A 23,417-nucleotide genomic window follows, 5' to 3' on the forward strand; every position below is an offset into this window, starting at 1 on the left:
GGTTACTTCAATGCTGACTCGTTAGCCAACAGCCATTTTCGCAATAATCCCGCTAGCTGGGCCTGCTCATCTTTGTCTAAGGCCGTCAGCATCTGATGCTCATTGGCAACATGGGCTGTGACGGCTTTGTCGACCAGAGCCTGTCCTGCTTCTGTTAACGACACCTTACAGCTGCGTCTGTCATCGTCACTCGGCTGCCGGTAGATCAGCCCTCTGTCGGTCAGCTTATCCAGCCGGGCTGTCATCGCCCCGGAAGACAGCATCACGGTGTGATAAAGCTGGGTTGGCGTAAGGGGTTCGCCAGCTCTGCGCAGCGAGGCCAGAATATCAAACTCAACCTGGCTCAGCCCGTAGCCTTTGAACACGTCATTGATGCTGTCCGTCATTATTCTGTGGGCCCGATACATGCGGCCAATGATCCCCATAGGAGAACAATCCAAGTCTGGCCGGTGTTCCTGCCATTGAATCAATAGTTTATCGACATGATCTTGCATAGGGTTGTGTTTGTCCGTTCTTCATTGAGTCAAAAATATGTCATTAACTTTTCGAAAAAGATACTTGATTAAAAGGCAAATAGCCACTAATTTATCTTTATGCAAAGATATTTGATATGAAGATTCTTAAAGGGAAGTGAAATGAACTATCTGCTCGCGTTATTAGTGCCAATGTTGTGGGGTAGCACCTATGCTGCCGTCAGCCTGTTTCTGCAAGATATGTCTCCTTACTGGGTGGCTGTGTGGCGGGCTTTACCTGCCGGACTGGTGTTGCTTTTGCTACGACCAAAGCTGCCGCCGCTGAGCTGGAGTCGCATGACCTTGCTGAGCTTTTGCAATATTGCCGCATTCTTTGTGTTACTTTTTATCGCTGCTTACCGCTTACCTGGCTCTGTCGCCGGTACGTTGGGGGCAACGATGCCGTTGCAGATGATGCTACTGCAGTGGATAGGTGAAGGTAAAAAACCGGACCCTCGCTCAGTGGTGTTAGCGATACTGGGTTTAATTGGAGTGGGCTTATTGCTGAACCCGTCTGCAGATTTGGATCCGATTGGCACCCTGGCCGCTCTGGCTGGCACAGCTCTGGTCTCGCAGTCCGCTATCTGGATGAAACGATGGCCGGTTAACGATGCGCTGAGCTTTGCCGCCTGGCAGCTCGTCCTTGGCGGCATGATGCTGATTCCCTTCGCTTGGTTCGTGGCCGGCGCGCCGGTTGCGCTGCCTGTGGATGCGATACCCGGTCTGTTGTGGCTGGTATTACTGAACACTGCATTTGGTTACTGGGCCTGGGTACGTTCAGTGAAAAAACTCGGCCCGAACGTGATGTCGATGTTCTCGTTGATAAACCCGGTTACTGCTGTCTTGCTGGGTATTGGACTGGTCGGAGAAAGCCTTGGGCTCTTGCAATGGGCGGGAATTAGTTTGATCCTGATGGCATTGCTATTCATGAAGAAACCCGCCAAACCAACCCGGATTACTGCTTCGGCACTGGATGGTCAACAAGAAAAGCCAGGCCAGAAGAAAGCGAGTCACCAGCAGAATAATCCTTCGGCTTCTGTCAGGCAGCAATAGACAAATACGGAAAAACCAGGCGAGAAGATAGCAGATCATGAATAAGAAGCGGCTTAGGCCGCTTCTTTCAGTTCAGTCCCAGTTGCCGACGGTACTCGTCTTCAGTGGCGTAATCGTGCGAGTCTGCACGATCAAGAAAAACGATACCGTTTAAGTGGTCTAACTCATGCTGGAATATCCGCGCGATGAAGCCAGATAACTCACAGCGGACTTTTTGCCCATCAAGCTGTTCGTAACCAACACTTATTCTGGTGGAACGCGGTACCAGCGCGCGAATACCGGGGATACTCAGGCAACCTTCCCAGTCTTTTTCTATCTCCTCGCTCATCCAGTAAATCTCAGGGTTGAGCATCAGCGTTGGCGTCATGGTCGGCGCATTCGGGTAACGGGCATTCGGAGAAGAGGCAACGATAAAAGCACGCAGTGATTCACTGACCTGCGGGGCTGCAATACCTACTCCCTGGTGGCTGAGCATCAGAGATGCTAAGTCAGTAAAAAAGGGGGCATATTCTTTCCATTGTTCAGTCGACAGGGCTTTCGCCTGCTGGCGTAGTATCGGATTGCCTAACTGCGCGATGATCATCCTTGTTCTCCCTGAGTCGTTTATGGATGGGTTATAGCGTTATCAGGCATGTACTGCAAGGATTCCTTTTTTATATTCCGGAATGACACTAACAGAACGCTGTTAAGCAACTATGCTTATATCTGCAATTCATTTATCTACGATTCACTGGCCGCAACTGTGAGCCACCCACTTTGAGAGAGTATGAGATGGACAGAAAAGCATTTGTAGAAAAGCTCAGCGCACAAATGAAAGAGATCAATGCAGAAATCGACAAATTAGAAGCAAAAGCTCAGCACTCAGGCGCAGAGCTGAAAGAAAAATATCGTGATGAAATTCAACAACTGAAAACCAGAAAAGCAGAAGCGGAAAAGAAACTGGACGAAGTGAAACATGCCAGCGAAGAGGCATGGGGAGAATTACGGCAGGGTGCTGAAGAAGCGTTTGATTCAATGAAAAAAGCGTTCAGGGCAGCCTGGGATAAATATAAATAACTTGCCCGACTGGTATCGGGCAAGTGTAGTTACAGACTGACTTTCTTCAGGGCAACGGCATTCATGCAGTACCGCAGTCCGCTGGGTGCCGGGCCGTCAGGAAAGACATGACCGAGATGAGCATCGCAGACAGCACAGACGGTTTCAATTCGCTGCATGCCGTGCGAGGTGTCCATCAGATAATTGATAGCATTGACGCTTACCGGTTGTGTGAAAGATGGCCAGCCTGAACCGGAGTCAAATTTTTCCCCGGCGTCAAACAGCATATTGCCGCAACAGACACAGGCGTATTCCCCCGGCTCGAACAATTCACACATTTCTGACTTAAACGGTCTTTCCGTACCTTTCTGGCGCGTAATGTAGTATTCATCGTCAGTCAGTTGCTGGCGCCATTCCTCTTCGGCCTTTTCAACGCGGCGGGGAGGCACGATATCGCCTTTGGTTGCGTGTTCAATAACTTTTTCCCAAGTGAGCATGTCGTTCTCCAACTAACTAGATGTGGTTTTATAGATAGGGCCATAGTTCAAGAATTTCAAGAAAAGCGCCCTCAAAGGTATAGACCCGAGATAACCGTATAAATTAACCATATTCTAAATGTGTGTTTTATGCGGACAGACTTGGCTATAATGCCGCGCTTATTCACTTTTGTATGCTGTCTGTAGGTGCAGTCATAGTAAAACTGTGAATGACGAGTCTTTTGGCCAGCCGGTATCAGCCTGAAACTGGTTGGCTGGGTATTGCTGCGAGAACAAGTAGCAGGGTCAGCAAACGCTACCCGTTGATGTATAGAACAATGCTCTGGATTTACGATCCAGTCCGCACTGAGGAAAAACGATGTCCCAATATGTAGTTTGTGCACTGTATAAGTTTGTTGCACTGGAAGATTTTGAAGCCCTTCGTGAGCCATTACAGAACCTGATGGAAGAGAATCAGGTTCGCGGTACGTTACTGCTTGCTAAAGAGGGTATTAACGGCACAGTTGCCGGCAAGCGCGAAAACATTGACGCTCTGCAGGCCTGGTTTAAGACGGACTCTCGCTTAACAGACATAGTGTACAAAGAGTCATTCGACGATCATCAACCGTTCAACCGCTCAAAGGTTAAGTTGAAGAAAGAGATAGTGACCATGGGTGTAGAGGGTATTGACCCTCGCCATGTTGTCGGCACCTATGTGAAGCCAAAAGACTGGAACGAGCTGATTGCTGACCCGGACGTTTTCGTCGTCGATACCCGTAATGACTATGAAATCGAAGTAGGCACTTTCAAACGCGCTGTCAACCCGAAGACAGAGACTTTCCGCGAGTTCCCGGAGTACGTGAAAGAGAACCTGGACCCGGCTAAACACAAGAAAGTGGCGATGTTCTGTACCGGGGGTATCCGCTGCGAAAAATCCACCGCTTACCTGAAAGAGCAGGGTTTTGATGAGGTTTATCACCTGGAAGGCGGTATCCTGAAATACCTGGAAGAGGTGCCTGCCGAAGAGAGTTTGTGGGAAGGCGAGTGCTATGTCTTTGATGGCCGTGTCACAGTAAATCACCAGTTGGAAAAAGGCTCTTATGACATGTGTAACGCCTGCCGTTTACCGATCACAGAGCAGGATATGCAGAGTGTGCAATTTGAAAAAGGCGTAAGCTGCCCGAAATGTTTTGATAAACATTCTGACGAGCAGAAAGCCTGTTTTCGCGAGCGTGAGAAGCAGGTTCAGCTGGCAGCACAGCGTGGTGAACAACACGTTGGCGGTGATGCTAAAAATATTATCGAAGCCCGTCGGCAGGAAAAGCTGACACGCAAGAAACAGCAGCGCGAACAGCGTTAACTGCATTAGAAAAGAACACATCCCCGGGCAGCCTTGCCCGGGGACAGCCTTCCTGTAGTCCGTCAGACCATAAAGTGCTCATCCGGCCAATAGAGCACAGTGCTGAAACCTCTTTACTTTCCAGCCTGCTAACCGTTTCAGAGACGGTTGTTGATTGCTTCCCGCCAGAGTCATTTCGGCCTGCTACTGTGTTGTTCTATCGGCGAAAAATGGCTGGCTGTCGCAGCGAGTGCAACATTTGATTACATAAATTGCGCAGAGAAATCGGCAAGATGCTACTGTCGGTGAAACCATTTCCTGCCTGAAGGAGTCCAATTACCAAAGTCGAATGGATAAAGCAGGAGGCACTGGATGGAAACTGTCGGTCTGGGCGGAAGTTGCCATTGGTGTACGGAGGCTGTGTTTCGGTCGCTGAAAGGCGTTGGCGAAGTCGATCAGGGCTGGTTGTCAGCTCAGGGACACGAAGAGATGTCTGAAGGGATTTTATTACGCTTTGATCCTGCCAGGATCGATCTTTATACCCTGATTCAGATTCACCTTTATACTCACAGCTGTACGTCGAACCATGCCTTGCGCCACAGATACCGCTCGGCTGTTTATGCGTTCAGTCCTGACCAGCAACGTGCCGCACAGGTTTGTCTCAAAGCTCTTCAACCGGAATTCGAACAGCCTATCTTAACGCAGGCCCTGCGCTTTGATGCGTTTCAGCCATCACGGCATGAAATCCAGAATTATTTTTACAGCAATCCGCAGAAACCTTTTTGTCAGATGCGTATCAGTCCGAAACTCAGCATTTTACTGAGTCAGTTCAGTGATCGCGTTGACGATAGGAAACGGCATGTGCTGGAGCAGTTACCTGTCGATATAAAGTGACACTAAAAACCGGGCAGTGCACTGATTCAGCGGGTTTGTGATGAGCGGCACCAGAGGTCTTCGCAATAAATTAATGCTTGACCTCAAGTTAACCTGAGGTTTTATCGTGGCGTTATCAAATCTGATTCAACGGAGCGATTAAATGAAAAACCTCATCGATCAATATCTGCAAAGCCTGGGTATTAATGAGCCGCAAATCAGCCTGGAATGGCTGCAATCTCTGCTAGCTGCCCATTTGGCACGTTATCCGTTTTCCAGTACGAATGTTATTCTGAAGCATGATTTAAGCCTGGAACCAGACGCTTTGTTTCATCGTTTGGTAGTGCAACGCCGCGGCGGGTATTGTTTCGAGCACAACAAGGTCTTATTTTTGGTGCTGAAACAGCTGGGCTTTGATGTCCGCCCTCTGATTGGTCGTGTGATGCTCAACGGTAACCCGGACAATGGTCGTTCTCATCGCTTAACCTTACTCACCCTGCGCGATAAGCAGTATCTGATTGATGCCGGCTTCGGGATAATGAACCCAAGACAGATTATTTCCCTGGATACCAACCTGCCTCAGCCTGATGTCAGATACCAGTACAGCGTGGAATCAGACAACCGTGGCGGCATGCTGGTGATGGCCACAAACTCTGATGAAGTAGTAACACTGTATCGCTTTGATTTTGCAGAATACCTGGAATCGGATTGCACAATCAGCCATTTTTACAGTCATCAAGCTCCTGACGCCGTATTTGTGAATCATCTGGTGGTATCGCGGATTCTTGAGAATCGGCGGTATCTGATCCGAAACCTGACCTACTTTGAATATGAAGATAAGACAGGGCAAGAGAGAACTGTCGATATCAGTGACGGCACCATGTTATATCAGCTTCTGACCACGCAGTTTAATTTACAGTTAACAGAACAGGATGCTGCAACCTTGTATTCACATCAAATGGCTAAGATACGTCAGAAGCAGTAATCGCCGATAAGCAGAAGCAATCAAAGCAGAGCGGTATAATTCCAGATAAAGCTGGCGTATAGCCATGATATCTTTAGAATGAACGGTTAGAAATTTTATTATAAGCCTCAGTCAGGAGAAATGTGTGAGCGCTATTTTGTATTACGTTCATGATCCTATGTGTAGCTGGTGCTGGGGTTATCGTCCTGCTTTTCAGCGGCTCAAAGATCAGTTACCGGCTGGTGTGGAAATCCGCTGTGTGTTGGGTGGCCTGGCTCCTGACAGTGATCAGCCCATGCCGGAAGAGATGCAGCAAATGTTGCAGCTGACCTGGCGTCGGATAACCAGCCAGCTTGGGACGGAATTTAATCATGAATTCTGGACACAGTGCCAGCCGCGCCGGTCGACGTACCCTGCCTGTCGGGCTGTTCTTGCCGCAAAAAAACAGGGACAGGAGTATACAATGACAGAGGCGATTCAGCAGGCCTATTACCTGAGAGCAATGAATCCTTCTGACTACCAGACCCACGCCAGACTGGCAGCTGAGCTGGGTTTGGACGTTGCGCGTTTCATGACAGACATTACCGGTGCTGAGGTTGACGCATTACTTCAGGAAGACATAGAACACGCGGCAGCATTGGGTGTGTCGGGCTTTCCTTCACTGGTTCTGGAAGTGGAAGGCCAGCGCTGGCCGATTGCGGTTGCCTATCAGAATGAACTGACCACACTGAATGACATCAAGGATAAGCTTAAATGGGCAAACGCCAAGTCGGTAATGAAAGGGTGGTTTGCGAAAAAAAGCTAGCCGGTTATGAATCACACGATGGCAGCGCAGGCTGCCATCGTGTGTAATGTGATTAAAACGAATAGGCCAGCCCTATACTGTACAGGTTCTGAGTTTCTTCATAAAAATCAATATTGGATGTCAGGTTATCGAATCCAGCCCGGGCAATAGCACTGGCGTTTCGCCAGTTAAACGGGGCCAGGTAGATCAATGTTGCGGAAAAACCGTATTGGTTGTCATCCCGGATCTGGTTAAAAATGGGATGGGCCTCGTCATAGTCAATCCATGCCGCACTGGCACCCAGCATCACAATATAGCGATCGATCCGTTGCCGGGCTGTCAGCTCAACACCATAGCGATTGTTCGCTATCGCACTACCTTCCGCGCTGTCATCGATGTAGTGAATTTTCCAGTCGATACCAAACTGACGATTTAAATCCAGTTTTTGACTCAGTGCGGCATAGAAAAGATCGCCTTCACGAACCAGCGCGTCTTGTGTCGCCGAGCTATAGCTGGTTCCGCTGCGCTCATCGTCGATTTTTCGTTTACCCGCAGCCAGCTCCAGTGACACATTGGTTCCCGCAATGCGGTTATAGTCCAGCACTGCGCCCCGGATTGAGCGCTTGGTTTCCTGTCTTGGTGCTCCGGTCAGAAAAGGGTCATCCCACACTTCGTTGTCAAAAAAGCCGGGAATAACGCCAATGCCTAAGCTGGAGCCATCGCTCAAATACTGAGTAAGGCCAGCCTGCATATATAAACTGCTCGCCATACCCCCCAGTGCTGATTTGAAATACAGCGCAGTATTTGGTGTGACACCCAGCTGTAAATCCCACATGGGCAGGGGCAGATTTTTTTCTTCGTCCGTGCCGGATTCGTCCAGTGAACTGAGTACGGAAGACTGCTCGGTGCTCAGGTGGGAGTCGTTCTTAAACCAGCCCAGGTTAATACTGACATTACCTGACAAGCCGGGTTTGACAGCACTCTGAGCTGAAACGGAAAAAGCAGACAGTGCTCCAAGAATGAGCACTGTCTGTCGAATAGTTCGTAACATGGCCACTTCCTGTGAAAAACATTGGTTAATGTTTCTTTTTGTTACGCTTTTTTGTCTTCATTTTATAAAGATCCAAGCGCCGATGCTTTAGGTTAGTGACAGAGCCTTCGTTGTGCAACAGTTTTAATTTTGACAAGTCGACATCGGCGAAAATAATCATTTCGGTATTGGCATTGGCTTCCGTAATGATCGCATCGTGCGGGAAATACACATCGGAGGGAGAAAACACTGCAGACTGGGCATATTGGATGTCAACATTATCGACCCGGGGAAGGTTGCCGACGCTGCCACCCAGCGCGACATAGCACTCGTTTTCAATCGCCCGCGCCTGACCACATATACGTACCCGCAGATAGCCGTTTTTAGTATCTGTCCAGAAAGGGACAAACAGAATCTGGACTCCCTGATCGGCCAGCAGCCTGCCCAGTTCGGGAAACTCGACATCGTAGCAAATCAGAATACCAATCCGCCCGGCATCGGTGTCGAAGACTTTGACTTTATCGCCTCCGTCTATGACCCAGTCTCTGACTTCGTGAGGCGTGATGTGAATTTTATATTGCTCGTCAATGTCCCCGTCTCTGTGCAGCAGGTATGAGACGTTATATAGCTTGTCACCTTTCAGGTAAGGCATACTGCCGGCAATGATGTTGATGTTATACGTGACAGCCAGCTGAGAAAATCGCTGACGGATTTCTTCAGTGAACTGGCTGAGATAGCGAATGGCCTCAACCGAGTCTTTGTCTCTGGCTAACCCCATCAGCGGCGCATTAAAAAACTCAGGGAACAATGCAAAATCGGACTGATATTTGGATAAAGAAGAAACAAAAAACTCGGCCTGATTCATCAGGTCGTCGACCGACACGACCCGACGCATGTGCCACTGCACTATGCCCAACCTTATCAGTGTTTTTTCGGTTTGATGGATCGAGATATCTTCTTCGTAGAAAATGTTGTCCCATTCAAGCAATGTGGCATAGCCTTTGGACTTCGCATCTTCAGGGAGATAACGGTTCATCAGGCGTTTTACATCGAAATCATTGGCAAGCTGAAACGAGAGTATCGGGTCATGAATTTCACGGCGTTTGACCTTGGCAATATACTCAGAAACATGCATTTCATCCGCATACTTGTGATAACCCGGAATGCGTCCGCCGGCAAGAATGGCTTTGAGGTTGTTGGCCCGGCAGAGCTCCTTACGGGCTTCGTATAAGCGACGCCCTAAGCGAAGGCCGCGATAATCAGGATGGACAAATACGTCCAGTCCATACAACGCATCTCCACTCGGGTTGTGACAGGCCACATTGTTGGCATCGACTATATCCAGATACGTGTGGTTCAGGGAATAGCGGTTGTAGCTGACTTTAATGGTCAGTGCTGCGGCAATGATTTTTCCCTTGTCCTCAATGCAGATTTGCCCGTCGGGAAAATGTTTGACCAGCCCTTGAATGGTAGATTTTGGCCAGGCACCGCCCACATCAGGAAAAACCAGATCTTCCAATGCAGCAAGTTGCTTAAAGTCAGAAGGCTCAATGGTGCGCAGATTCAATAAAGTGCTATTGTTCTCATCCATAACTTATTGTTTTTCATTGTTGAAACCAGTGCTATAAAGTATGGAACATCCGTTAGGATTCGCCAGTGAACCGTATCCTGACAGTGAATGAACACAATGTTATTCGGGATCAACCATACTTTAGGTCTGATTTTTCATTCATATCACGACGCTTGGAGGAAATATGAAAGTGAGTGTAGTTCGTCGTTATGCCTCAGTATGTGCATTAGTGGTGTCTATCGGGCTGTTGCCTGGTGTAGTCACTGCGGCCCATCACGAAAAAGAAGAAGCAGTGACATCAGCTGAGCAGGTGAACAAAGAAACGAAGGATTTGCTGGAGTCACTGAAAAACTACTCCGCAGAGCAAAAAGACGAAGCCATGAAGGCGACGAAAGAGGGCATCGACAGCCTGGATAAACATATTGAGCAGTTGCAGACCCAGATAGAAGACGACTGGGATGATATGGATAAGGCAGCCCGTGAGAAATCCAGAGAAAGTCTCAAATCTATGCAGGAACAGCGAGTGAAACTGGCTGAATGGTATGGCAGTATGAAAAGCAGCTCAGCCGGTGCCTGGGATCATGTCAAAGAAGGCTTTTCCGGTGCCTATGACAGCCTGAGTGAAGCCTGGCAAAAAGCCAGCGAAGAATTTTCTAAAGAAGAGAAAGAGTAATATTACCGCTGCGCCTCTGCGAACGGGGCGCATTTTCCATTGTGACGTTTTTCCCGTCATTTTTGCCAGAAACCAGAAACCAGAAACCAGTAAGCAGAACCTGTAATAAGTTGCCTTCCTGTATGGGTTTGCAGACCGGGTGTTGGCTGGCACGGCTTGCAAGCCGGCAGATGATATGAGAAAGTTTGTCCCGTTGTGGTCATCGGTTTAGCGTAAACCGATACAACCCGCTTCGTATAACCCCACTGATAGGGTGTGGGGGTCTCTACCAGAATCCGTAAAATTCTGATTACGAAGAGTTAAGTCGATTAATCGCTTTTCTCTTTGTCATGGTCGGAATACCCATTCTCCTTTGCTGCAGAAAAGCTGTTAATCATCCCAGTCAACGTATTGAGAACCTGATTAAGAGCACCTTATGACATCTTTTATTACTGGTTTACCGAAAGTGGAATTACACCTGCATATTGAAGGCTCGCTGGAACCTGAGCTGATGTTTGCACTGGCCGAAAGAAACCAGATTGCGATTCCGTTTCATTCACCTGATGAAGTGCGTGCGGCGTATCAGTTCCACAACTTGCAGTCTTTTCTGGATATTTATTACCAGGGCGCAAACGTACTGATCCACGAGCAGGATTTTTACGATTTAACCTGGGCCTACCTGTTGCGCTGTAAAGCCGATAACGTGGTACACACAGAGATCTTCTTTGATCCGCAAACCCATACCGAGCGGGGTATTGCCTTCGATACTGTGGTGAAGGGCATTCACCGCGCACTGGAGCAGGGCAGGGAAACACTGGGTATTTCCAGCCAGCTGATCATGTGTTTCCTGCGCCATCTCGATCAGGACTCTGCTTTTGCCACGCTCAGTCAGGCGTTGTCGCATAAAGACAAAATAGTGGGAGTGGGTTTGGATTCTTCAGAGCAGGGCAATCCGCCGGAGAAATTCAACGCGGTCTTTCAGCAAGCGCTGGCAGAAGGTTTTCTGACCGTAGCCCATGCCGGTGAGGAAGGGCCACCGGAAAATATTACCAATACCCTGGATCTGCTGGGGGCGACCCGGGTGGATCACGGCATTCGTTGTGTTGAAGATGCAGCTCTGGTTGAGCGTTTAGTGCGGGAGCAGGTGCCGTTAACCGTGTGCCCGCTGTCGAACTTAAAACTCAAGGTGTTCGAAGACATGAAAGATCACAATATCGTCGAACTGTTGCGCAAAGGCCTGTGTGTCACCATCAATTCTGACGATCCGGCGTATTTTGGTGGGTATATGACAGATAATTTTCAGGCGGTGGCCGATGCACATCCTATGACGCAGGAAGAGATCGCGCAGTTTACCCTCAATGCGATTCAGGCCAGTTTTATCTGCGAGGAAGAGAAGCAGCGTTTAACCCGAATGACACTGAATTACCTCCAAAGCGAACAATCATCAGCTAATAGCAAGGCATAATATCACTATGGCCAAGTGGCTCCCTGCGCTGATTATGCAGCGCAGGGAGCCGCTTTTCAATTAGCTGACTAATTCGCCGGATAGCCAGCTTAAGATTTCGCGCAGCTTGTCATCGCTCAGGTTAAGCAAATTGTCGCCGACATACCATTCGAGGAATGATTGCTCAGGTAAGGCCGCTTGTTGCGGATTTCCCAGCCAGATTTTCTGCTCTGTCGCCAGCCTGTCGCGAATGACACTGGCTTTTTCGGCACTGACGGGCAGATACAGATGCAGCATATTGGCCTGTGGCGCAGCCGGGTTTGGCGTTAACAGCGGGTAATCTTTCAGTATGCGGTAGAGCTGCTGAGTACGATCGAACAAGGCTGGCATCAGCGCCAGGCGCTGATCGAACTGCATCGCCGCGGAAACCGAATACGGTGTGCGGCGAAATACATTACCGCCCTGGCGTTGCATCCAGAGGCGAGCTTTTTTAATCAATGCTTGATCGCCCAGCAGCATAGAGCCGCCTAATCCGCCAATGCCTTTGTATAAAGAGACATAAGCTGAATCGAAACCTTCCGCAATCTCGCTGTACTCACGGCCATACCAGGCTTTGGCTTCCCACAATCTGGCACCGTCCATGTGCAGATGAATACCCTGCTCGCGACAATGGGCTTTGATAGCGTTTAAATCATCCCATTCAGGCAGTTGACCGCCAATTTCGCGCATGGGAAGTTCATACAGCACGGCAGCAATATCGTCCGGCCATTCCTGCAGATCGGCCAAAGACCAGGTTTGATAAGGGTTGCCGACAGGCAGAACGGTAAAGCGTTGCTGAAGCAGATAGCCTTGCGCTTCATGCAGGTAAATATGACTGGAGGGATGCATGGCCACAATAGGGTTTTTGCGTGCCATACAGGCCAGTTGCAGCGCAGTAGGTTGGGTCATTGTACCCGAGATAACGAACAGGCCGGCTTCGTAGCCCAGAAGATCGGCAACTTTGGTTTCAAACTGCTGCAGATCATCGCCCTGACCGTAAATATCATGTTTGATCTGATTGCTCTGACACCAGTTTGCCATTTGCAGGAAGATGTCGGCCGGAGACATTTCACGGTTGCCGGGGACAGACAGAGTGCAATGAGAGCGTAATTCCGTGCTCATAATAATCCTTGAAATAAGCCACTTAATTTTAATTTGTCGCCAGGAGTTTATGGTGGCTTATTCCAGTGCGCAACAGATTTCATTGGCAGTTATGATAGCGATCCGCTCTGGGAGTCTTATTTGCCTGCTTAATATTCAAAGCGGGAAAATTCGCTTTCAATCGATGCATACAACTCTGAGATCCAGGCCGGGGAGGTGTCGGGTACAGGGCGGATCGGGTTTTTCCGTGGATCATGCGGGGCAATCACCACTTCGACATTGTCTTTGCCGATTTTCCCCACCAGGGTAAACAATTCTTCCACCGCGCTGTCGCCGATAGCAAGACAACCAATGGAGTCGGCTTTGCCATGAATGAAAATATTGGAACCCGGTGATTGCCGGCCTTCGAGCGCGGCGTATTTGAGATCGAAGTTGTTGGGATAGTTAAGCTTCATCGACAAGTGGAAACGGCTGTTCGGATTGAGGCCGATGATTTTGTAGATACCTTCCGGCACCTGACGGTCGCCTTCTTTGAGTTTTGGCCCTGCTTTGCCGCTCGCCGCTGTGACAGGGTAACTGTAGATAAAATGGCGACGACCCTGCTGATCAAACGCCCATAGCTCCAGGACTTTTTCTTCTTTCAGGCCAAGCAGCGCAATTTTCTCAGGCGGATAGCTCACATTGGCCTGGCGAAATCTGTATTTCAACCGCATTTCAGACAAGTGGCCGTAAGTCGCTAATACGTCATCAACGGTTCGCTTTCCCAGCAAAGAGGGCGCGACAGAGGTTGAAACGGACTGTCCATGAGCATGAGTGGTCATCAGTAAATACACAGCGGCAAACAGGGCTGAAAATTTAATAGTGCGCATAATTCCCCAACGTCATATCTAGTCCATTAAACGAAAAATGTTGATTACATTATCAGCAGTAAGTTGTCAGTGTGTCAGATCACAGCGGCTGGAAAGTAAAATCTTCAATAACGCCATTGATGTCTGCATTCAGCACGTAATCAAGGTGCATGTTCCCTTTTTGCTGGTAGAAGCTGATTCGGTAACCTTGATCGCTGTGGTTATTATCCACACTGTAATTACTGGTTACTCGGGTACTGATCGCATCGCCCCGGACAATGCCGTTTACAGCCGGAGACGTGGCAACGATGTACGTCAGCTGATTTTCTTCTAAGCTATTGAATTTTATATAGGCATAAGTTTTCTTTTTGACCAGCTGCCCATTTTCCAGAACATTGCCGTTGCTCTCTGAAAAATAGTAGCCATTCAGGTTAACTGTAGACTCAAACCCGATCTCAGGATCTGGCTGGCCCATAGATGCACAGCCTGATAACGATGAGAGAAGAATAATAGATAGTGCCTTTTTCATACTCACCTTGATTCTTATAATGATGAAAAGGGGTCAGAAACCCCCAACCAATGACAGTATTTAATGGCGTCAGAACGCTGTGTGTCATTAACTGGTTATTGCAAAATGGCAGGTAAGCAGAAGGTTTAAGCGGGGAATCGGTATAAGCGCACTCTTGTCAGGCAAAAAGCGGCAGGCAACAAACGGTATGAACGGCAGACAGATGACTGTCAATTGTATAGGCAGGTCACTATACAAAGCATTGAATGTTTCCTCAGTGCGTCTTAGATAGCTCAGGCTAAAGTAACATGTCTTTCGCACAATAAATGCTGCTGATGCCGGGGGCGCTGTAGCAATTCAGATTGTCTTGTATTATGGCTGAAGGTAATGCAAATCCGGTTTGACCGTTTACCTTAATGGTGGCCGTGTTTGCGTTGATGTGATGGGAGATCTCAGAACCGTTGCTGAGTGTCCAATAGGTATCAAACTCGCTGGTATTGGCACAGACCGAAATGGAGCAACTGACCGGTGTTGTTTCACCGTGCTCGAACACAATGCACTGGGCTTGCATTTCACCACAGCCCGCGTTCGCTGCTGCCGATACCATAAAGCCACACATCAGGGTGAGGGATAAACAGGTAACGCCTTTCATAATCCACCTTGCTTCTTTTAGTAATGAGTCTGTTCATGGGGTGTGTTACTAAGGCGACCAAAGAGAGGACAGTATGCAGGTTTTTCCGGATGGTGCCGATTTGAGCTTCATTGTATTGATGAAGACAGGTGTTTTACCTACCTGCCTTTATCAATTCGTGCTCACAGGATAACGGGCACAGCTATGTAGGTGTTTACCGCTGGAAATTGCGATGCTCCACATCGCAGCGGATGACAGATTGGTCGTCGATTAACCCGGCTAAGTGCTTGCGGCTTTCCAGGTAATGCGGTGTCAGTTTGTGCGCTGCAAGTGCGTCTTCACTGGTGTAGATTTCATACAGGTAGAAGCAGTGGTCGTTGTCCTGAGCTGACAGCACATCGAACACCAGGCAGCCTTCTTCATTCTCTACCGAAGCCTTGGCATTTTCCTTCATGATCGAGAGATACTGGTCTCGAAACCCTGCTTTGACTGAATTTTTCACAACAATACAAAACATAAAGCGCACTTCCTTTTTTGTCGGTTTGAGGAACAACTTGTTCTTCGTTTGAATATCTGGCCTCTTATTGTATACAATGAATAAAATTATTGCACACGGAGTGGCTGAATATGGCTGAGAGACCAAAACCTTTGAACGGATTACGACATTTAGCACTAGCGGTATATCCCTTTGAGGAGTGTATCCGTTTCTATACCGAGATACTGGGTATGGAAGTGCTAAGAAAAGCGAGCGATAACCTGATTTACCTCAGTTGCGGTAATGACAACTTGTCGCTGAGCAGGGCGTATGAACCGCAGGAGAATCACAATCAGTCCCTTGATCATTTCGGGTTCATAGTGGACAGCAAAGAAGAATTGCAAGCCTGGTTCGTGTTTCTCAAAGCCAAAGGCGTGCCGTTACTGGACACACCGCACGATCACAGTGATGGTGCGCGCAGTTTTCATTGTACCGATCCGGCCGGTAATGTCGTTCAGCCTATTTATCATCCTGCCATTTCTGGCCAGCGCCTGCGCTAGTAAAGCAATTTACCCGACACAATCGTTGTGATTGTGTCGGGTGCAGGCTTTATTTTTGATTCAGTAAATAATCTAAAATATCAACTACTTGTGCTGGATCTGTTGCCCATGCATTGGCACTGGCATCCACTTCTTTAAGCGGGTGGACAATGTCTTCGCTGTGCAGTGTGATGTAGGGTTTATCCAGTGCGGCACAATATCCGGCATCAAACGCGGCATTCCACTGCTTGTATTTATCACCGAAACGGATGACGGCCACGTCGCATTGTTTGATCAGTTTCTGTATCCGAATCGCATTGACCTTGGCCGATTTATGGTCGCGCCAGAAGCTGTTAGATTCAGCCCCTAAACCATCACCTGCAGCGTCACTGCTGTCGTGATCTGTAACGGCTGAAGTAAACACAACATTGAGATCTCTTGCCTCACAGCCTTTAATGATTTGTTCCCGCCAGTCGGTGTGGATTTCACCAGAAAGATAGACATTCCAGGTCATTGCTTACCCCTTTTCCTTTATTGCATGTCTCTGTTATCAATGTTCACACAATATGTGTACATGATATGGAGATGGATATATGGATTATAAGATAGTTTATTGTACACAAGTTGGTGTTTATTGCACATGCAAAGGGCGGGGATTCAGAAGTAGCTTGGGTAAGTGTGCAGGGTAATGTCTGGCGATCGGGTGATGAACAGGCAATCGCTTTGGCTGTTGATCCGCTCAAAGCCGAGTGCTTCATAAAAGGTGGTGTCGATGTCGCTGTGAAGAAAAACCGTTGTTGTCGTTGTGCTTGAGAAAAGATGACGGACAATGTCGAGAATTAGCTGACTGGCATAGCCTTGCCGGCGATGCGCTGGCGACGTTGCTATCGAACCTATTCCTGCTTGCCCGTCTTCCAGACCAAACTGATGACGGTACAGAATCAGAGAAGCGACAGGCATATTAGCTTCTGGCAGCACGTACCACTGGCCAGCGGTGTATTTCCGGCTGCGTTTGCAGGCGGTCAGATACTCAGCCTGGGGCATTTCATCGCCCCAGGCGTCATAGCCCATCATATACACTGAGTTCATCTCGGACTCAGTAGCTTGTCTGATTTGCATCCGTTTTCTTTTTGTTAATTGCCGGTCTGATAATTGCTGATCACCGAAAGCAGAACTCCGCCCAGCGACTCAGGCCAGCGGTGACCGAACCAAAATAATCACCGGCCACGATCGGCACACCGGGCAGGCGTTGCTCGATAAGCTGGCGTAACATGGGGGAGCGGGCACTGCCACCTGTCATAAAGATAACGTCCGGTGCGCATTCCGCCTGAGACAAAGCTTCATTGATCAGACTGCTGATTTTCTCCGCGTTGCTGCTGACCGCCTCTGCCAGTTCATGGCTGGTACAGCTGATCGGCAGTGTTTCCTGTCCGATGCGGATCTCGGTACTGGCACTGGATGATTCGGACAACGCGATTTTCAGCAGTTCGGCTTCACGCACTAATTGATGACCTAAAGTATGGTGGTAGACCTGCAGCAGTCTTTGCAGCAAAGCAGGTTCTGCGGAATCCCGCACGAGCTGTTGCAGCACGGCTAAGTTCGCGCTGGCGTAAAAATCACTTTGCGCGGCCACATTGTTGATCGCCACCGGGTTCCAGAATTGGCTGATCGGCGCTGCCAGTCCGCGCTGGTTGGTGCTGTGCTTGCCAAACAAAGGCATGATACGCTCGAAGGCGAGGGCGATATCCAGATCGTTTCCGCCAACGCGGCTGCCACTGTGAGCCAGTAATCCTTCTGTTCTGTCTTCTTTATTTAACCAGCCCGGCCCCATTTGCAGCACGGAGCAGTCGGTGGTACCACCACCAATATCGACCACCAGTACGGTTTTGTCTTCTTGCAACTGGCTCTCGTATTCCAGACCGGCAGCCACAGGCTCGAACTGGAATTCTATCGCTTTGAAGCCAGCACGCGTTGCTGCCCGGCGCAGAATACTCTCGGCCTGCTGGTTAGCCTTACTTCCGCCTGTACCCTGAAAGTTGACAGGGCGACCGATAACAGCCTGCGTAATACTCTCACCGCACTGGTTTTCACTGCGGTGTTTGATATTTGCCATCATGGCACAGACCAGATCCTCAAACAGACTCAGTTGGATGTCATGTAAACCGGAAGCACCAAGAAAGGATTTTGGTGATTTGACGTAATACACTTCATCAGGATCATTGAGGTAGGTGTCCAGCGCCTGCTGACCAAACTGTAAGGCATGCGCATCAACGATGATGTCGTCGTCTTTGTTGGCAGAGATCGAACGACGCAGTAATTGCTCTCCAATCTTATCAGCGGGTTTGATGTCATAGTGACGAAATAGCGCCTCGCTGACGGCCTCGCGACTTGGTGCCGCAAGCGTTGAAGGAATGAAAAAGCTGTCGCCTTCAAGGGGAAGCAACCTTGGCTGACCATTCTCCATAACAGCAACAGCGCAGTTGGCTGTGCCGTAGTCGAAACCTATGTACATACTTCCTCCTGACAACTAAAAAGCTGACCAGTGTACGAAAATTTCGGCCTAAGACAAGAAAAGGAAGCACTGACCGTGAGAATTGCATTCCATCTCGCTGAACAGCTTCTAGCGATAAAGCTTACGGAAGAACTTTGACGTGAGCGTGTAGTCGTAACGGAGTTGGATCAGCGAATATATTAAGGTAGAACCGGCCACTGTTCCCCATGGGTAGAAGAAAAAGAGTATGCAGCCAAACAACATAGTGGCTTTTTCAGCCCAGGGATGGCGGATTAATAGTCCGTATCCGGCAGTGAGGTGAAGCACTATCATCAACACAGCCAGCAGCACCATAGAGAAATTGTTGGTTTCAATGTTCATGATGCCGTCGATGGCGGCCTGAAAACCTGAAACGATGCCCCATATCAGCCAGATAATCGCGTAAAGGGCATGAAAACCTATTGCCAGCCTGAATTTGAGTGAGTATTTCGAGCGCAGAGAGTCGTGAGACTGCGATTGTTCGCCCTCAGTACATTTTTTACACATTTCTACCGGAGTACCGTCAGGTTTATCCAGTGTTCGAACACCGCATTGTACGCAGTACATTATTTACGCACCACTTGCCTGTTTATCGCATCGCATTTCATTGCGATAGCTGTAGTTACAAATTCACAGATGCAAAGCTTCATCAGTTAACAACATTTCCTAACAATTATAATTTCATATAATGCCGTGTTCTTTAACATTTGAATGTCAGTTTTTCGCTTTTATGGTGTTCGAAATGATGAAAATGCTGTGGGAGTCTCATTTTGGTGAATTAAATGTACCGTTACATAAGGTTATGAAATTTAAGGCTTATATAAATTAGGGTGGTCTAATTTATATGTGGCAACTGTCGGCAATATATTATTTGCCTTTTTTCATGTGTAATGGCATAGCATGATACTGCTTTTCTTTTATCAAAGAATGCATCGGACAGGTTTGATGAATCATTTTCTCTGCGGATATTATTCTGGCCACTTCTTTTTAAAATCAAGTAATTCTGGCAGGCAACGGTTAAAGGCCTCGACAAGAATCGGGTCGAAGTGAGTGCCACTATTTTTACAGATATAGTCAGAAGCATCTTCAATGCTCCAGGCCGGCTTGTAAGGACGTTGACTTGTCAGTGCATCAAATACATCGGCAATGGCTGTTATACGTGCTTCAATGGGAATGGCGTCTGTCTGTAAACCGTAAGGGTAGCCTGTGCCGTCCCACTTTTCATGGTGATAAACGGCGATGTTTTTGGCCATTTGCATCAGTTCTGAGGTGTCATTGCCCAAAATTTCTGCCCCTATCAGGGTGTGGCGCTGCATGATTTTCCATTCTTCACCAGACAGCGCCCCTTTCTTTTGCAGAATATGATCCGGGATACCAATTTTGCCGATATCATGCATGGGTGCTGCATGCAGCAGGGTTTCCGACCACGCCGGGCTGTAACCTGCGGCCCTTGCAATGGTATAAGCGTAATGGCTCATGCGAATAACGTGATGGCCTGTTTCGTTATCTTTGTATTCTGTTGCTCTGCTCAGTTTCTGAACCACGGCAAGCCGTGTTGATTTCAGCTCATCCATTTTGACCAGCGACAGCTGATTTTTCACACGGGCCCGGACAATGGGCGGGCTGACGGGTTTGGTGATGAAATCGACCGCGCCCAACTCAAAACCTTGTGTTTCATCTTTGGTGTCTGACAGCGCGGTCACGAAGATCACTGGAATGTGTTTGGTGTCCGGTGCGGCAGAAAGCTGTTGAATAACCTCATAGCCGGACAGGCCTGGCATCATAATATCCAGCAGGATCAAATCGGGTTTTTCTGTGTTGGCAAGTGTAATGGCGCGGCTGCCGTCTCTGGCGAATAGCAGGCGGTAATCCGATGCCAGAATGTTTTTCAGCACCTGTAAATTGGCGGGTTCATCATCCACAACCAGAAGGGTTTTACGTTCATCCATGTTATGCCTCCACTGCCTGCTGGCTGACGAGATAGTTATTTAGCAGCGTGGCTGCTCGATCCAGTTCAAAATCGCTCATGGCCGATTCCACATCCATTGCCAGTTCTGCAGGGAGCTGGGATTTAACCGCTGAAAAAGCGCAGTCCGGCATCTCGCCCTGTTCCAGTTGCTGAATGATTTTCCTTATATCGTCATGGTTGAGGGTTGTCGCTGTTTGATGCTCAGGTTCAGCAGAGAAATCCTCTACCGAAGTGAGCAGCAGCGTAATGGCATTAAACATCTCGCGGTATTGAGTAAACAGTGGAACCGTATTTTCGTCACGCTGTAATGCTTGTTCCAGTTTTTTCATGCAGTGATGGATACCCGGCATGCACAGGTTGCCAGTCACACCTTTCAGGCGATGCACATGCGACAGGGCTTTTGTCTGGCTGCCACTGAGCAAGCGAGCCAGAAAATCAGGGTGATGCTGTGGCTGGCTGATGAACTTCTGTATAGCGGTGAGCTGCGATTGTTCATTGCCCCAGAGCAGGCGCCCTTTCTCCAGATCGATAAGGGTGTCCTGATTGTCGTCTTGTTTCTCAGGGTGAACCGGAACCTGGGCGATAATCCCTTTCAGGTAAGCAATTTCTGCTTTCAGCGCATAGATATCGATCGGCTTGACGGCAAATCCATTCATGCCGGCGGCGAGTGCGTTACGCCTGTCTTTTTCAAGTACGCTTGCCGTCAAAGCAATAATAGGTACTTCTTTTAACTGCTGTTCTTTTTCGTAAGCCCGGATGGCTTTACTGGCTTCCAGACCATTCATCTCAGGCATTTGAACATCCATGAGAATGATATCAATGTGCCTGGATTTATATTGTTTTATGGCTTCTGTTCCGGTTCTGGCCGTGACTAACTGATGGTTATCTCTTTTTAATAATCCCGTCATCAGCTCCAGATTTTGCTCGACATCGTCTGCCACCAATATGGTCATAGGCGGTAGATGAACATTGTCTGTTATGTTGTCATCAATCTGAGCGGACTGTCCTGCCGGTAACGGCAAATCAACACGGAAGGTCGAGCCCTGACCTGGCTGGCTGTAGACAGCGATTTTGCCGTCCATCAGTTCAACCAGCTGTTTGGCTATGGTCGTTCCCAGGCCTGTGCCGCCAAAACGGCGCGACATAGTGCTGTCTGCCTGAGAGAAAGGGGCGAAGATGCTCTCCAGTCTGTCTGGCGCAATGCCAATTCCCGTGTCTTCGACCAGAATGGTGATGCCTTTGGTACGACTGGAAGTGATGTCCAGTCTGACATAACCCCGCTCGGTGAACTTTACAGCGTTACTCAGTAAGTTCAGGATAATTTGCTGAACGCGGAGCGGATCACCCTGGAAATATTCACTGAGCTGCGGGTCATAGCGCATTGTCAGCTCTATGCCTTTTTTGTTGGCCAACAACGATTGAGTTGCGATCAATTGCTCACAGATTTGACGAAGAGAGAAATGGCGGGATTCAAGCTGTGTGGTCCCGCTTTCAAGCTTGGCAGAATCCAGCACATCGTTAAGCAGGTTGAGCAGGGTTTTCGCAGATTGCCGGATAATGCCAAGGTGTCTTTGCTGTTCGGTGCTCATTTTTCCGTCCAGCATGAGTTCAGAAAAACCAATAATGGCATTCATTGGTGTTCGCAATTCATGACTCATATTGGCCAGAAAGGTGCTTTTTGCCTGAGCCGCGATTTCTGCTTCTTCTTTGGAGCGGCGCAGATCGGCTTCCATTTGTTTCTGCTTGCTGATGTCAGTGATCACACCGACAAAGGTGCTGACGCCATTGAGCTTGGATTCGCCAATAGATAAACGAATCGGTTTCATCAGGCCGTTTTTATGCAGCGCGGTGACTTCTCTGCCAATGCCGATAATACGTGCTGTTCCGGTTTTGCGGTAATTCTCCAGATAGGAATCGTGCGCACTTTGATAGGGCTCTGGCATCAGCATGCCGATGTTCCTGCCAATGACTTCACTTTCGTGATAACCAAAAATACGTTCTGCAGAGGCATTAAATGACAGAATAATGCCGCGGTGTGACATTTTTATAATACCGTCTACGGCGGTATCTATGGTGGCTTTCAGCTCAGCAGCGGTTTCTTCACTGTGCTGCAGTAATGAGCGGTAGCGGGTCAGGGCGTTGACCGCAGCAATGATCAGACTCAGGGATACGGTGACAATTGAAATGGTAATGGCGAGTAAGTAATGACGCTGGCTGCCAGGGATAAATGCTGGATCGGGCTGACCGACAAACCGGGTTGCTTCCATGGCAGTATAATGCATACCTGCAATGGCCAGTCCCATAACAACACTGGCAATCAGCTGGATCTGGTAGCCAGGCATTGAGCGATGCTTGCGCAGACCAAAACTGATCCATAAGGCCAGTGTGGCTAACGAGGCAGCGACAAAAATGGAGAGTGCGAATAAGGCCGGGTCATATTTTAGCGCAGGCCCCAGTACCATCGCCGCCATGCCAATGTAGTGCATTGAGCCTATGCCCAGCCCGACGGTTATACCACATAGGATCAGTCGTGCATTACTGACAGCCCGTTTCGTCAGTAAATGGAGCGTTACCCAGGAAGCAAGAAAGCTGGGTATAGCGGAAAGCAGGGTAGTGCTGATGTTGTAGTTCACCGTGGTACACAGCTCGAACGCCAGCATACCAATGAAATGCATGGCCCATACACCCACCCCTAACGAAGCTGCGCCTGTCAGTATATGGAGGCGGCGAAGTAATCGACTACGGCTCTGTTTAGCCGATTCAGCTAAAGAAAGCGCCAGTAAAGAGGCACCCACAGAGATAAGCAAAGAGATAGCAATCAGTGAATAGTTATATTCACCAGTGACCAGAAGGCTTGGGTCTGTGCTGTCGGAGATAAAAAAAAGCGAAAATAGTTCTGCAATCATGATTCATCAAAGACCAGCCATCCGCCATCTGATGCGAGATAACCGGTTAGGTTAAATTAGTGTTGTATTTTTATGTCAATGGGCGCTCACATTATCCTGTCGGTCAGGAAGAGTAAACCATTCTGGCGTTAGTAAGTGC

General features: G+C 48.7%; 25 protein-coding genes and 1 riboswitch. Of the genes, 9 read left to right on the forward strand and 16 right to left on the reverse strand.

All coding sequences use genetic code 11. From position 1 onward, the window contains the following. Positions 1 to 2: 2 nt before the first annotated feature. Complete coding sequence (locus L6J37_RS12385; protein ID WP_192014121.1) at positions 3 to 494, reverse strand: MarR family winged helix-turn-helix transcriptional regulator; 492 nt, start codon at positions 492 to 494, stop codon at positions 3 to 5. A gap of 141 nt (positions 495 to 635) precedes the next feature. Here L6J37_RS12385 and L6J37_RS12390 point away from each other — a divergent pair, with 141 nt between their 5' ends. Beyond that, positions 636 to 1,565, forward strand: a complete 930-nt coding sequence (locus L6J37_RS12390) for a DMT family transporter (protein WP_192014120.1) — start codon at positions 636 to 638, stop codon at positions 1,563 to 1,565. Between the two features lie 67 nt (positions 1,566 to 1,632). Here L6J37_RS12390 and def read toward each other — a convergent pair whose 3' ends face one another. Then, complete coding sequence (gene def / locus L6J37_RS12395; protein ID WP_192014118.1) at positions 1,633 to 2,148, reverse strand: peptide deformylase; 516 nt, start codon at positions 2,146 to 2,148, stop codon at positions 1,633 to 1,635. 188 nt (positions 2,149 to 2,336) lie between these two features. On the opposite strand from def, the gene L6J37_RS12400 reads away from it, so the two are divergent. Further along, positions 2,337 to 2,621, forward strand: coding sequence for a coiled coil domain-containing protein (locus L6J37_RS12400; RefSeq protein ID WP_192014116.1), 285 nt, complete (start codon positions 2,337 to 2,339; stop codon positions 2,619 to 2,621). Between the two features lie 29 nt (positions 2,622 to 2,650). On the opposite strand, the gene msrB is transcribed toward L6J37_RS12400, so the two are convergent. Continuing rightward, positions 2,651 to 3,097 carry a peptide-methionine (R)-S-oxide reductase MsrB gene (msrB, locus tag L6J37_RS12405; RefSeq protein WP_192014114.1) on the reverse strand — a complete coding sequence of 149 codons (447 nt, stop codon included), beginning with the start codon at positions 3,095 to 3,097 and terminating at the stop codon, positions 2,651 to 2,653. A 358-nt stretch (positions 3,098 to 3,455) separates the two neighbouring features. Between msrB and trhO the strand changes: the two genes are divergently transcribed. From trhO to L6J37_RS12425, 4 genes are all read left to right on the forward strand, one after another. Continuing rightward, positions 3,456 to 4,436 (forward strand): oxygen-dependent tRNA uridine(34) hydroxylase TrhO, encoded by a 981-nt coding sequence (gene trhO / locus L6J37_RS12410; RefSeq protein WP_237795300.1) that lies wholly within the window; start codon positions 3,456 to 3,458, stop codon positions 4,434 to 4,436. A 351-nt stretch (positions 4,437 to 4,787) separates the two neighbouring features. Then, positions 4,788 to 5,309: a peptide-methionine (S)-S-oxide reductase gene (locus tag L6J37_RS12415; RefSeq protein ID WP_192014110.1), complete on the forward strand. Its 522-nt coding sequence runs from the start codon at positions 4,788 to 4,790 to the stop codon at positions 5,307 to 5,309. A 142-nt stretch (positions 5,310 to 5,451) separates the two neighbouring features. After that, positions 5,452 to 6,273 (forward strand): arylamine N-acetyltransferase family protein, encoded by an 822-nt coding sequence (locus L6J37_RS12420; protein ID WP_192014108.1) that lies wholly within the window; start codon positions 5,452 to 5,454, stop codon positions 6,271 to 6,273. A gap of 124 nt (positions 6,274 to 6,397) precedes the next feature. Then, positions 6,398 to 7,057: a DsbA family protein gene (locus L6J37_RS12425; protein WP_237795303.1), complete on the forward strand. Its 660-nt coding sequence runs from the start codon at positions 6,398 to 6,400 to the stop codon at positions 7,055 to 7,057. Positions 7,058 to 7,109: 52 nt separating this feature from the next. Here the strand turns inward: L6J37_RS12425 and L6J37_RS12430 are convergent, their stop codons facing one another. Both L6J37_RS12430 and L6J37_RS12435 read right to left on the reverse strand, forming a co-directional pair. Further along, positions 7,110 to 8,087: a DUF2860 family protein gene (locus L6J37_RS12430; RefSeq protein WP_237795304.1), complete on the reverse strand. Its 978-nt coding sequence runs from the start codon at positions 8,085 to 8,087 to the stop codon at positions 7,110 to 7,112. A 25-nt stretch (positions 8,088 to 8,112) separates the two neighbouring features. Further along, on the reverse strand, positions 8,113 to 9,657 hold the full coding sequence (locus L6J37_RS12435) for a bifunctional GNAT family N-acetyltransferase/carbon-nitrogen hydrolase family protein (RefSeq protein ID WP_192014104.1): 1,545 nt from the start codon (positions 9,655 to 9,657) through the stop codon (positions 8,113 to 8,115). A gap of 163 nt (positions 9,658 to 9,820) precedes the next feature. Between L6J37_RS12435 and L6J37_RS12440 the strand changes: the two genes are divergently transcribed. Together L6J37_RS12440 and L6J37_RS12445 are read left to right on the forward strand one after the other, a co-directional pair. After that, the gene (locus L6J37_RS12440; protein WP_237795306.1) at positions 9,821 to 10,309 is read left to right on the forward strand and encodes a hypothetical protein; all 489 of its coding nucleotides are present in this window, start codon (positions 9,821 to 9,823) and stop codon (positions 10,307 to 10,309) included. A gap of 212 nt (positions 10,310 to 10,521) precedes the next feature. Next, positions 10,522 to 10,621, forward strand: a riboswitch (purine riboswitch). A gap of 103 nt (positions 10,622 to 10,724) precedes the next feature. Continuing rightward, entirely contained in the window at positions 10,725 to 11,753 is a 1,029-nt protein-coding gene (locus L6J37_RS12445; protein ID WP_237795309.1) for an adenosine deaminase, read from the forward strand. 60 nt (positions 11,754 to 11,813) lie between these two features. Here L6J37_RS12445 and L6J37_RS12450 read toward each other — a convergent pair whose 3' ends face one another. The 5 genes from L6J37_RS12450 to L6J37_RS12470 all read right to left on the reverse strand — a co-directional run bounded on the left by L6J37_RS12450 (position 11,814) and on the right by L6J37_RS12470 (position 15,376). Continuing rightward, positions 11,814 to 12,893 (reverse strand): threonine aldolase family protein, encoded by a 1,080-nt coding sequence (locus tag L6J37_RS12450; RefSeq protein ID WP_237795310.1) that lies wholly within the window; start codon positions 12,891 to 12,893, stop codon positions 11,814 to 11,816. Between the two features lie 128 nt (positions 12,894 to 13,021). After that, positions 13,022 to 13,741: a L,D-transpeptidase family protein gene (locus tag L6J37_RS12455; protein ID WP_225444999.1), complete on the reverse strand. Its 720-nt coding sequence runs from the start codon at positions 13,739 to 13,741 to the stop codon at positions 13,022 to 13,024. Between the two features lie 79 nt (positions 13,742 to 13,820). After that, positions 13,821 to 14,249, reverse strand: coding sequence for a hypothetical protein (locus tag L6J37_RS12460; RefSeq protein WP_192014098.1), 429 nt, complete (start codon positions 14,247 to 14,249; stop codon positions 13,821 to 13,823). Between the two features lie 277 nt (positions 14,250 to 14,526). After that, positions 14,527 to 14,880 (reverse strand): hypothetical protein, encoded by a 354-nt coding sequence (locus L6J37_RS12465; RefSeq protein ID WP_237795311.1) that lies wholly within the window; start codon positions 14,878 to 14,880, stop codon positions 14,527 to 14,529. Between the two features lie 193 nt (positions 14,881 to 15,073). Next, the gene (locus L6J37_RS12470) at positions 15,074 to 15,376 is read right to left on the reverse strand and encodes a putative quinol monooxygenase (protein WP_192014095.1); all 303 of its coding nucleotides are present in this window, start codon (positions 15,374 to 15,376) and stop codon (positions 15,074 to 15,076) included. A 110-nt stretch (positions 15,377 to 15,486) separates the two neighbouring features. Here L6J37_RS12470 and L6J37_RS12475 point away from each other — a divergent pair, with 110 nt between their 5' ends. After that, on the forward strand, positions 15,487 to 15,894 hold the full coding sequence (locus L6J37_RS12475; RefSeq protein WP_192014094.1) for a VOC family protein: 408 nt from the start codon (positions 15,487 to 15,489) through the stop codon (positions 15,892 to 15,894). A 49-nt stretch (positions 15,895 to 15,943) separates the two neighbouring features. Here L6J37_RS12475 and L6J37_RS12480 read toward each other — a convergent pair whose 3' ends face one another. The 6 genes from L6J37_RS12480 to L6J37_RS12505 form a co-directional block, all read right to left on the reverse strand. Further along, the gene (locus L6J37_RS12480; protein ID WP_237795312.1) at positions 15,944 to 16,387 is read right to left on the reverse strand and encodes a YtoQ family protein; all 444 of its coding nucleotides are present in this window, start codon (positions 16,385 to 16,387) and stop codon (positions 15,944 to 15,946) included. 143 nt (positions 16,388 to 16,530) lie between these two features. Beyond that, on the reverse strand, positions 16,531 to 16,992 hold the full coding sequence (locus L6J37_RS12485; RefSeq protein WP_237795313.1) for a GNAT family N-acetyltransferase: 462 nt from the start codon (positions 16,990 to 16,992) through the stop codon (positions 16,531 to 16,533). A gap of 40 nt (positions 16,993 to 17,032) precedes the next feature. Then, positions 17,033 to 18,385 carry a molecular chaperone gene (gene yegD, locus L6J37_RS12490; RefSeq protein WP_218385629.1) on the reverse strand — a complete coding sequence of 451 codons (1,353 nt, stop codon included), beginning with the start codon at positions 18,383 to 18,385 and terminating at the stop codon, positions 17,033 to 17,035. 108 nt (positions 18,386 to 18,493) lie between these two features. Next, positions 18,494 to 18,970, reverse strand: a complete 477-nt coding sequence (locus tag L6J37_RS12495) for a hypothetical protein (RefSeq protein ID WP_218385628.1) — start codon at positions 18,968 to 18,970, stop codon at positions 18,494 to 18,496. Positions 18,971 to 19,371: 401 nt separating this feature from the next. Next, on the reverse strand, positions 19,372 to 20,352 hold the full coding sequence (locus L6J37_RS12500; protein WP_192014086.1) for an HD domain-containing phosphohydrolase: 981 nt from the start codon (positions 20,350 to 20,352) through the stop codon (positions 19,372 to 19,374). 1 nt (position 20,353) lies between these two features. Beyond that, entirely contained in the window at positions 20,354 to 23,278 is a 2,925-nt protein-coding gene (locus L6J37_RS12505) for an MHYT domain-containing protein (RefSeq protein WP_218385627.1), read from the reverse strand. Between the last annotated feature and the right edge of the window lie 139 nt (positions 23,279 to 23,417).

The sequence above is a fragment of the Photobacterium sp. WH77 genome, assembly GCF_022014395.1.
Classification (GTDB): Bacteria; Pseudomonadota; Gammaproteobacteria; order Enterobacterales; family Vibrionaceae; genus Photobacterium; species Photobacterium arenosum.

Excerpts from the sequence above, each read along its gene's own strand:
- L6J37_RS12455 (WP_225444999.1), bottom strand. The coding sequence starts at position 13,741 with ATGCGCACTATTAAATTTTCAGCCCTGTTTGCCGCTGTGTATTTACTG.
- L6J37_RS12435 (WP_192014104.1), bottom strand. The coding sequence starts at position 9,657 with ATGGATGAGAACAATAGCACTTTATTGAATCTGCGCACCATTGAGCCT.
- L6J37_RS12495 (WP_218385628.1), bottom strand. The coding sequence starts at position 18,970 with ATGTACTGCGTACAATGCGGTGTTCGAACACTGGATAAACCTGACGGT.
- L6J37_RS12390 (WP_192014120.1), top strand. The coding sequence starts at position 636 with ATGAACTATCTGCTCGCGTTATTAGTGCCAATGTTGTGGGGTAGCACC.
- trhO (WP_237795300.1), top strand. The coding sequence starts at position 3,456 with ATGTCCCAATATGTAGTTTGTGCACTGTATAAGTTTGTTGCACTGGAA.
- L6J37_RS12415 (WP_192014110.1), top strand. The coding sequence starts at position 4,788 with ATGGAAACTGTCGGTCTGGGCGGAAGTTGCCATTGGTGTACGGAGGCT.
- L6J37_RS12440 (WP_237795306.1), top strand. The coding sequence starts at position 9,821 with ATGAAAGTGAGTGTAGTTCGTCGTTATGCCTCAGTATGTGCATTAGTG.
- L6J37_RS12505 (WP_218385627.1), bottom strand. The coding sequence starts at position 23,278 with ATGATTGCAGAACTATTTTCGCTTTTTTTTATCTCCGACAGCACAGAC.
- msrB (WP_192014114.1), bottom strand. The coding sequence starts at position 3,097 with ATGCTCACTTGGGAAAAAGTTATTGAACACGCAACCAAAGGCGATATC.
- L6J37_RS12445 (WP_237795309.1), top strand. The coding sequence starts at position 10,725 with ATGACATCTTTTATTACTGGTTTACCGAAAGTGGAATTACACCTGCAT.
- L6J37_RS12460 (WP_192014098.1), bottom strand. The coding sequence starts at position 14,249 with ATGAAAAAGGCACTATCTATTATTCTTCTCTCATCGTTATCAGGCTGT.
- L6J37_RS12420 (WP_192014108.1), top strand. The coding sequence starts at position 5,452 with ATGAAAAACCTCATCGATCAATATCTGCAAAGCCTGGGTATTAATGAG.
- L6J37_RS12485 (WP_237795313.1), bottom strand. The coding sequence starts at position 16,992 with ATGCAAATCAGACAAGCTACTGAGTCCGAGATGAACTCAGTGTATATG.
- L6J37_RS12450 (WP_237795310.1), bottom strand. The coding sequence starts at position 12,893 with ATGAGCACGGAATTACGCTCTCATTGCACTCTGTCTGTCCCCGGCAAC.
- def (WP_192014118.1), bottom strand. The coding sequence starts at position 2,148 with ATGATCATCGCGCAGTTAGGCAATCCGATACTACGCCAGCAGGCGAAA.
- L6J37_RS12475 (WP_192014094.1), top strand. The coding sequence starts at position 15,487 with ATGGCTGAGAGACCAAAACCTTTGAACGGATTACGACATTTAGCACTA.
- yegD (WP_218385629.1), bottom strand. The coding sequence starts at position 18,385 with ATGTACATAGGTTTCGACTACGGCACAGCCAACTGCGCTGTTGCTGTT.
- L6J37_RS12385 (WP_192014121.1), bottom strand. The coding sequence starts at position 494 with ATGCAAGATCATGTCGATAAACTATTGATTCAATGGCAGGAACACCGG.
- L6J37_RS12430 (WP_237795304.1), bottom strand. The coding sequence starts at position 8,087 with ATGTTACGAACTATTCGACAGACAGTGCTCATTCTTGGAGCACTGTCT.
- L6J37_RS12500 (WP_192014086.1), bottom strand. The coding sequence starts at position 20,352 with ATGGATGAACGTAAAACCCTTCTGGTTGTGGATGATGAACCCGCCAAT.
- L6J37_RS12470 (WP_192014095.1), bottom strand. The coding sequence starts at position 15,376 with ATGTTTTGTATTGTTGTGAAAAATTCAGTCAAAGCAGGGTTTCGAGAC.
- L6J37_RS12480 (WP_237795312.1), bottom strand. The coding sequence starts at position 16,387 with ATGACCTGGAATGTCTATCTTTCTGGTGAAATCCACACCGACTGGCGG.
- L6J37_RS12465 (WP_237795311.1), bottom strand. The coding sequence starts at position 14,880 with ATGAAAGGCGTTACCTGTTTATCCCTCACCCTGATGTGTGGCTTTATG.
- L6J37_RS12400 (WP_192014116.1), top strand. The coding sequence starts at position 2,337 with ATGGACAGAAAAGCATTTGTAGAAAAGCTCAGCGCACAAATGAAAGAG.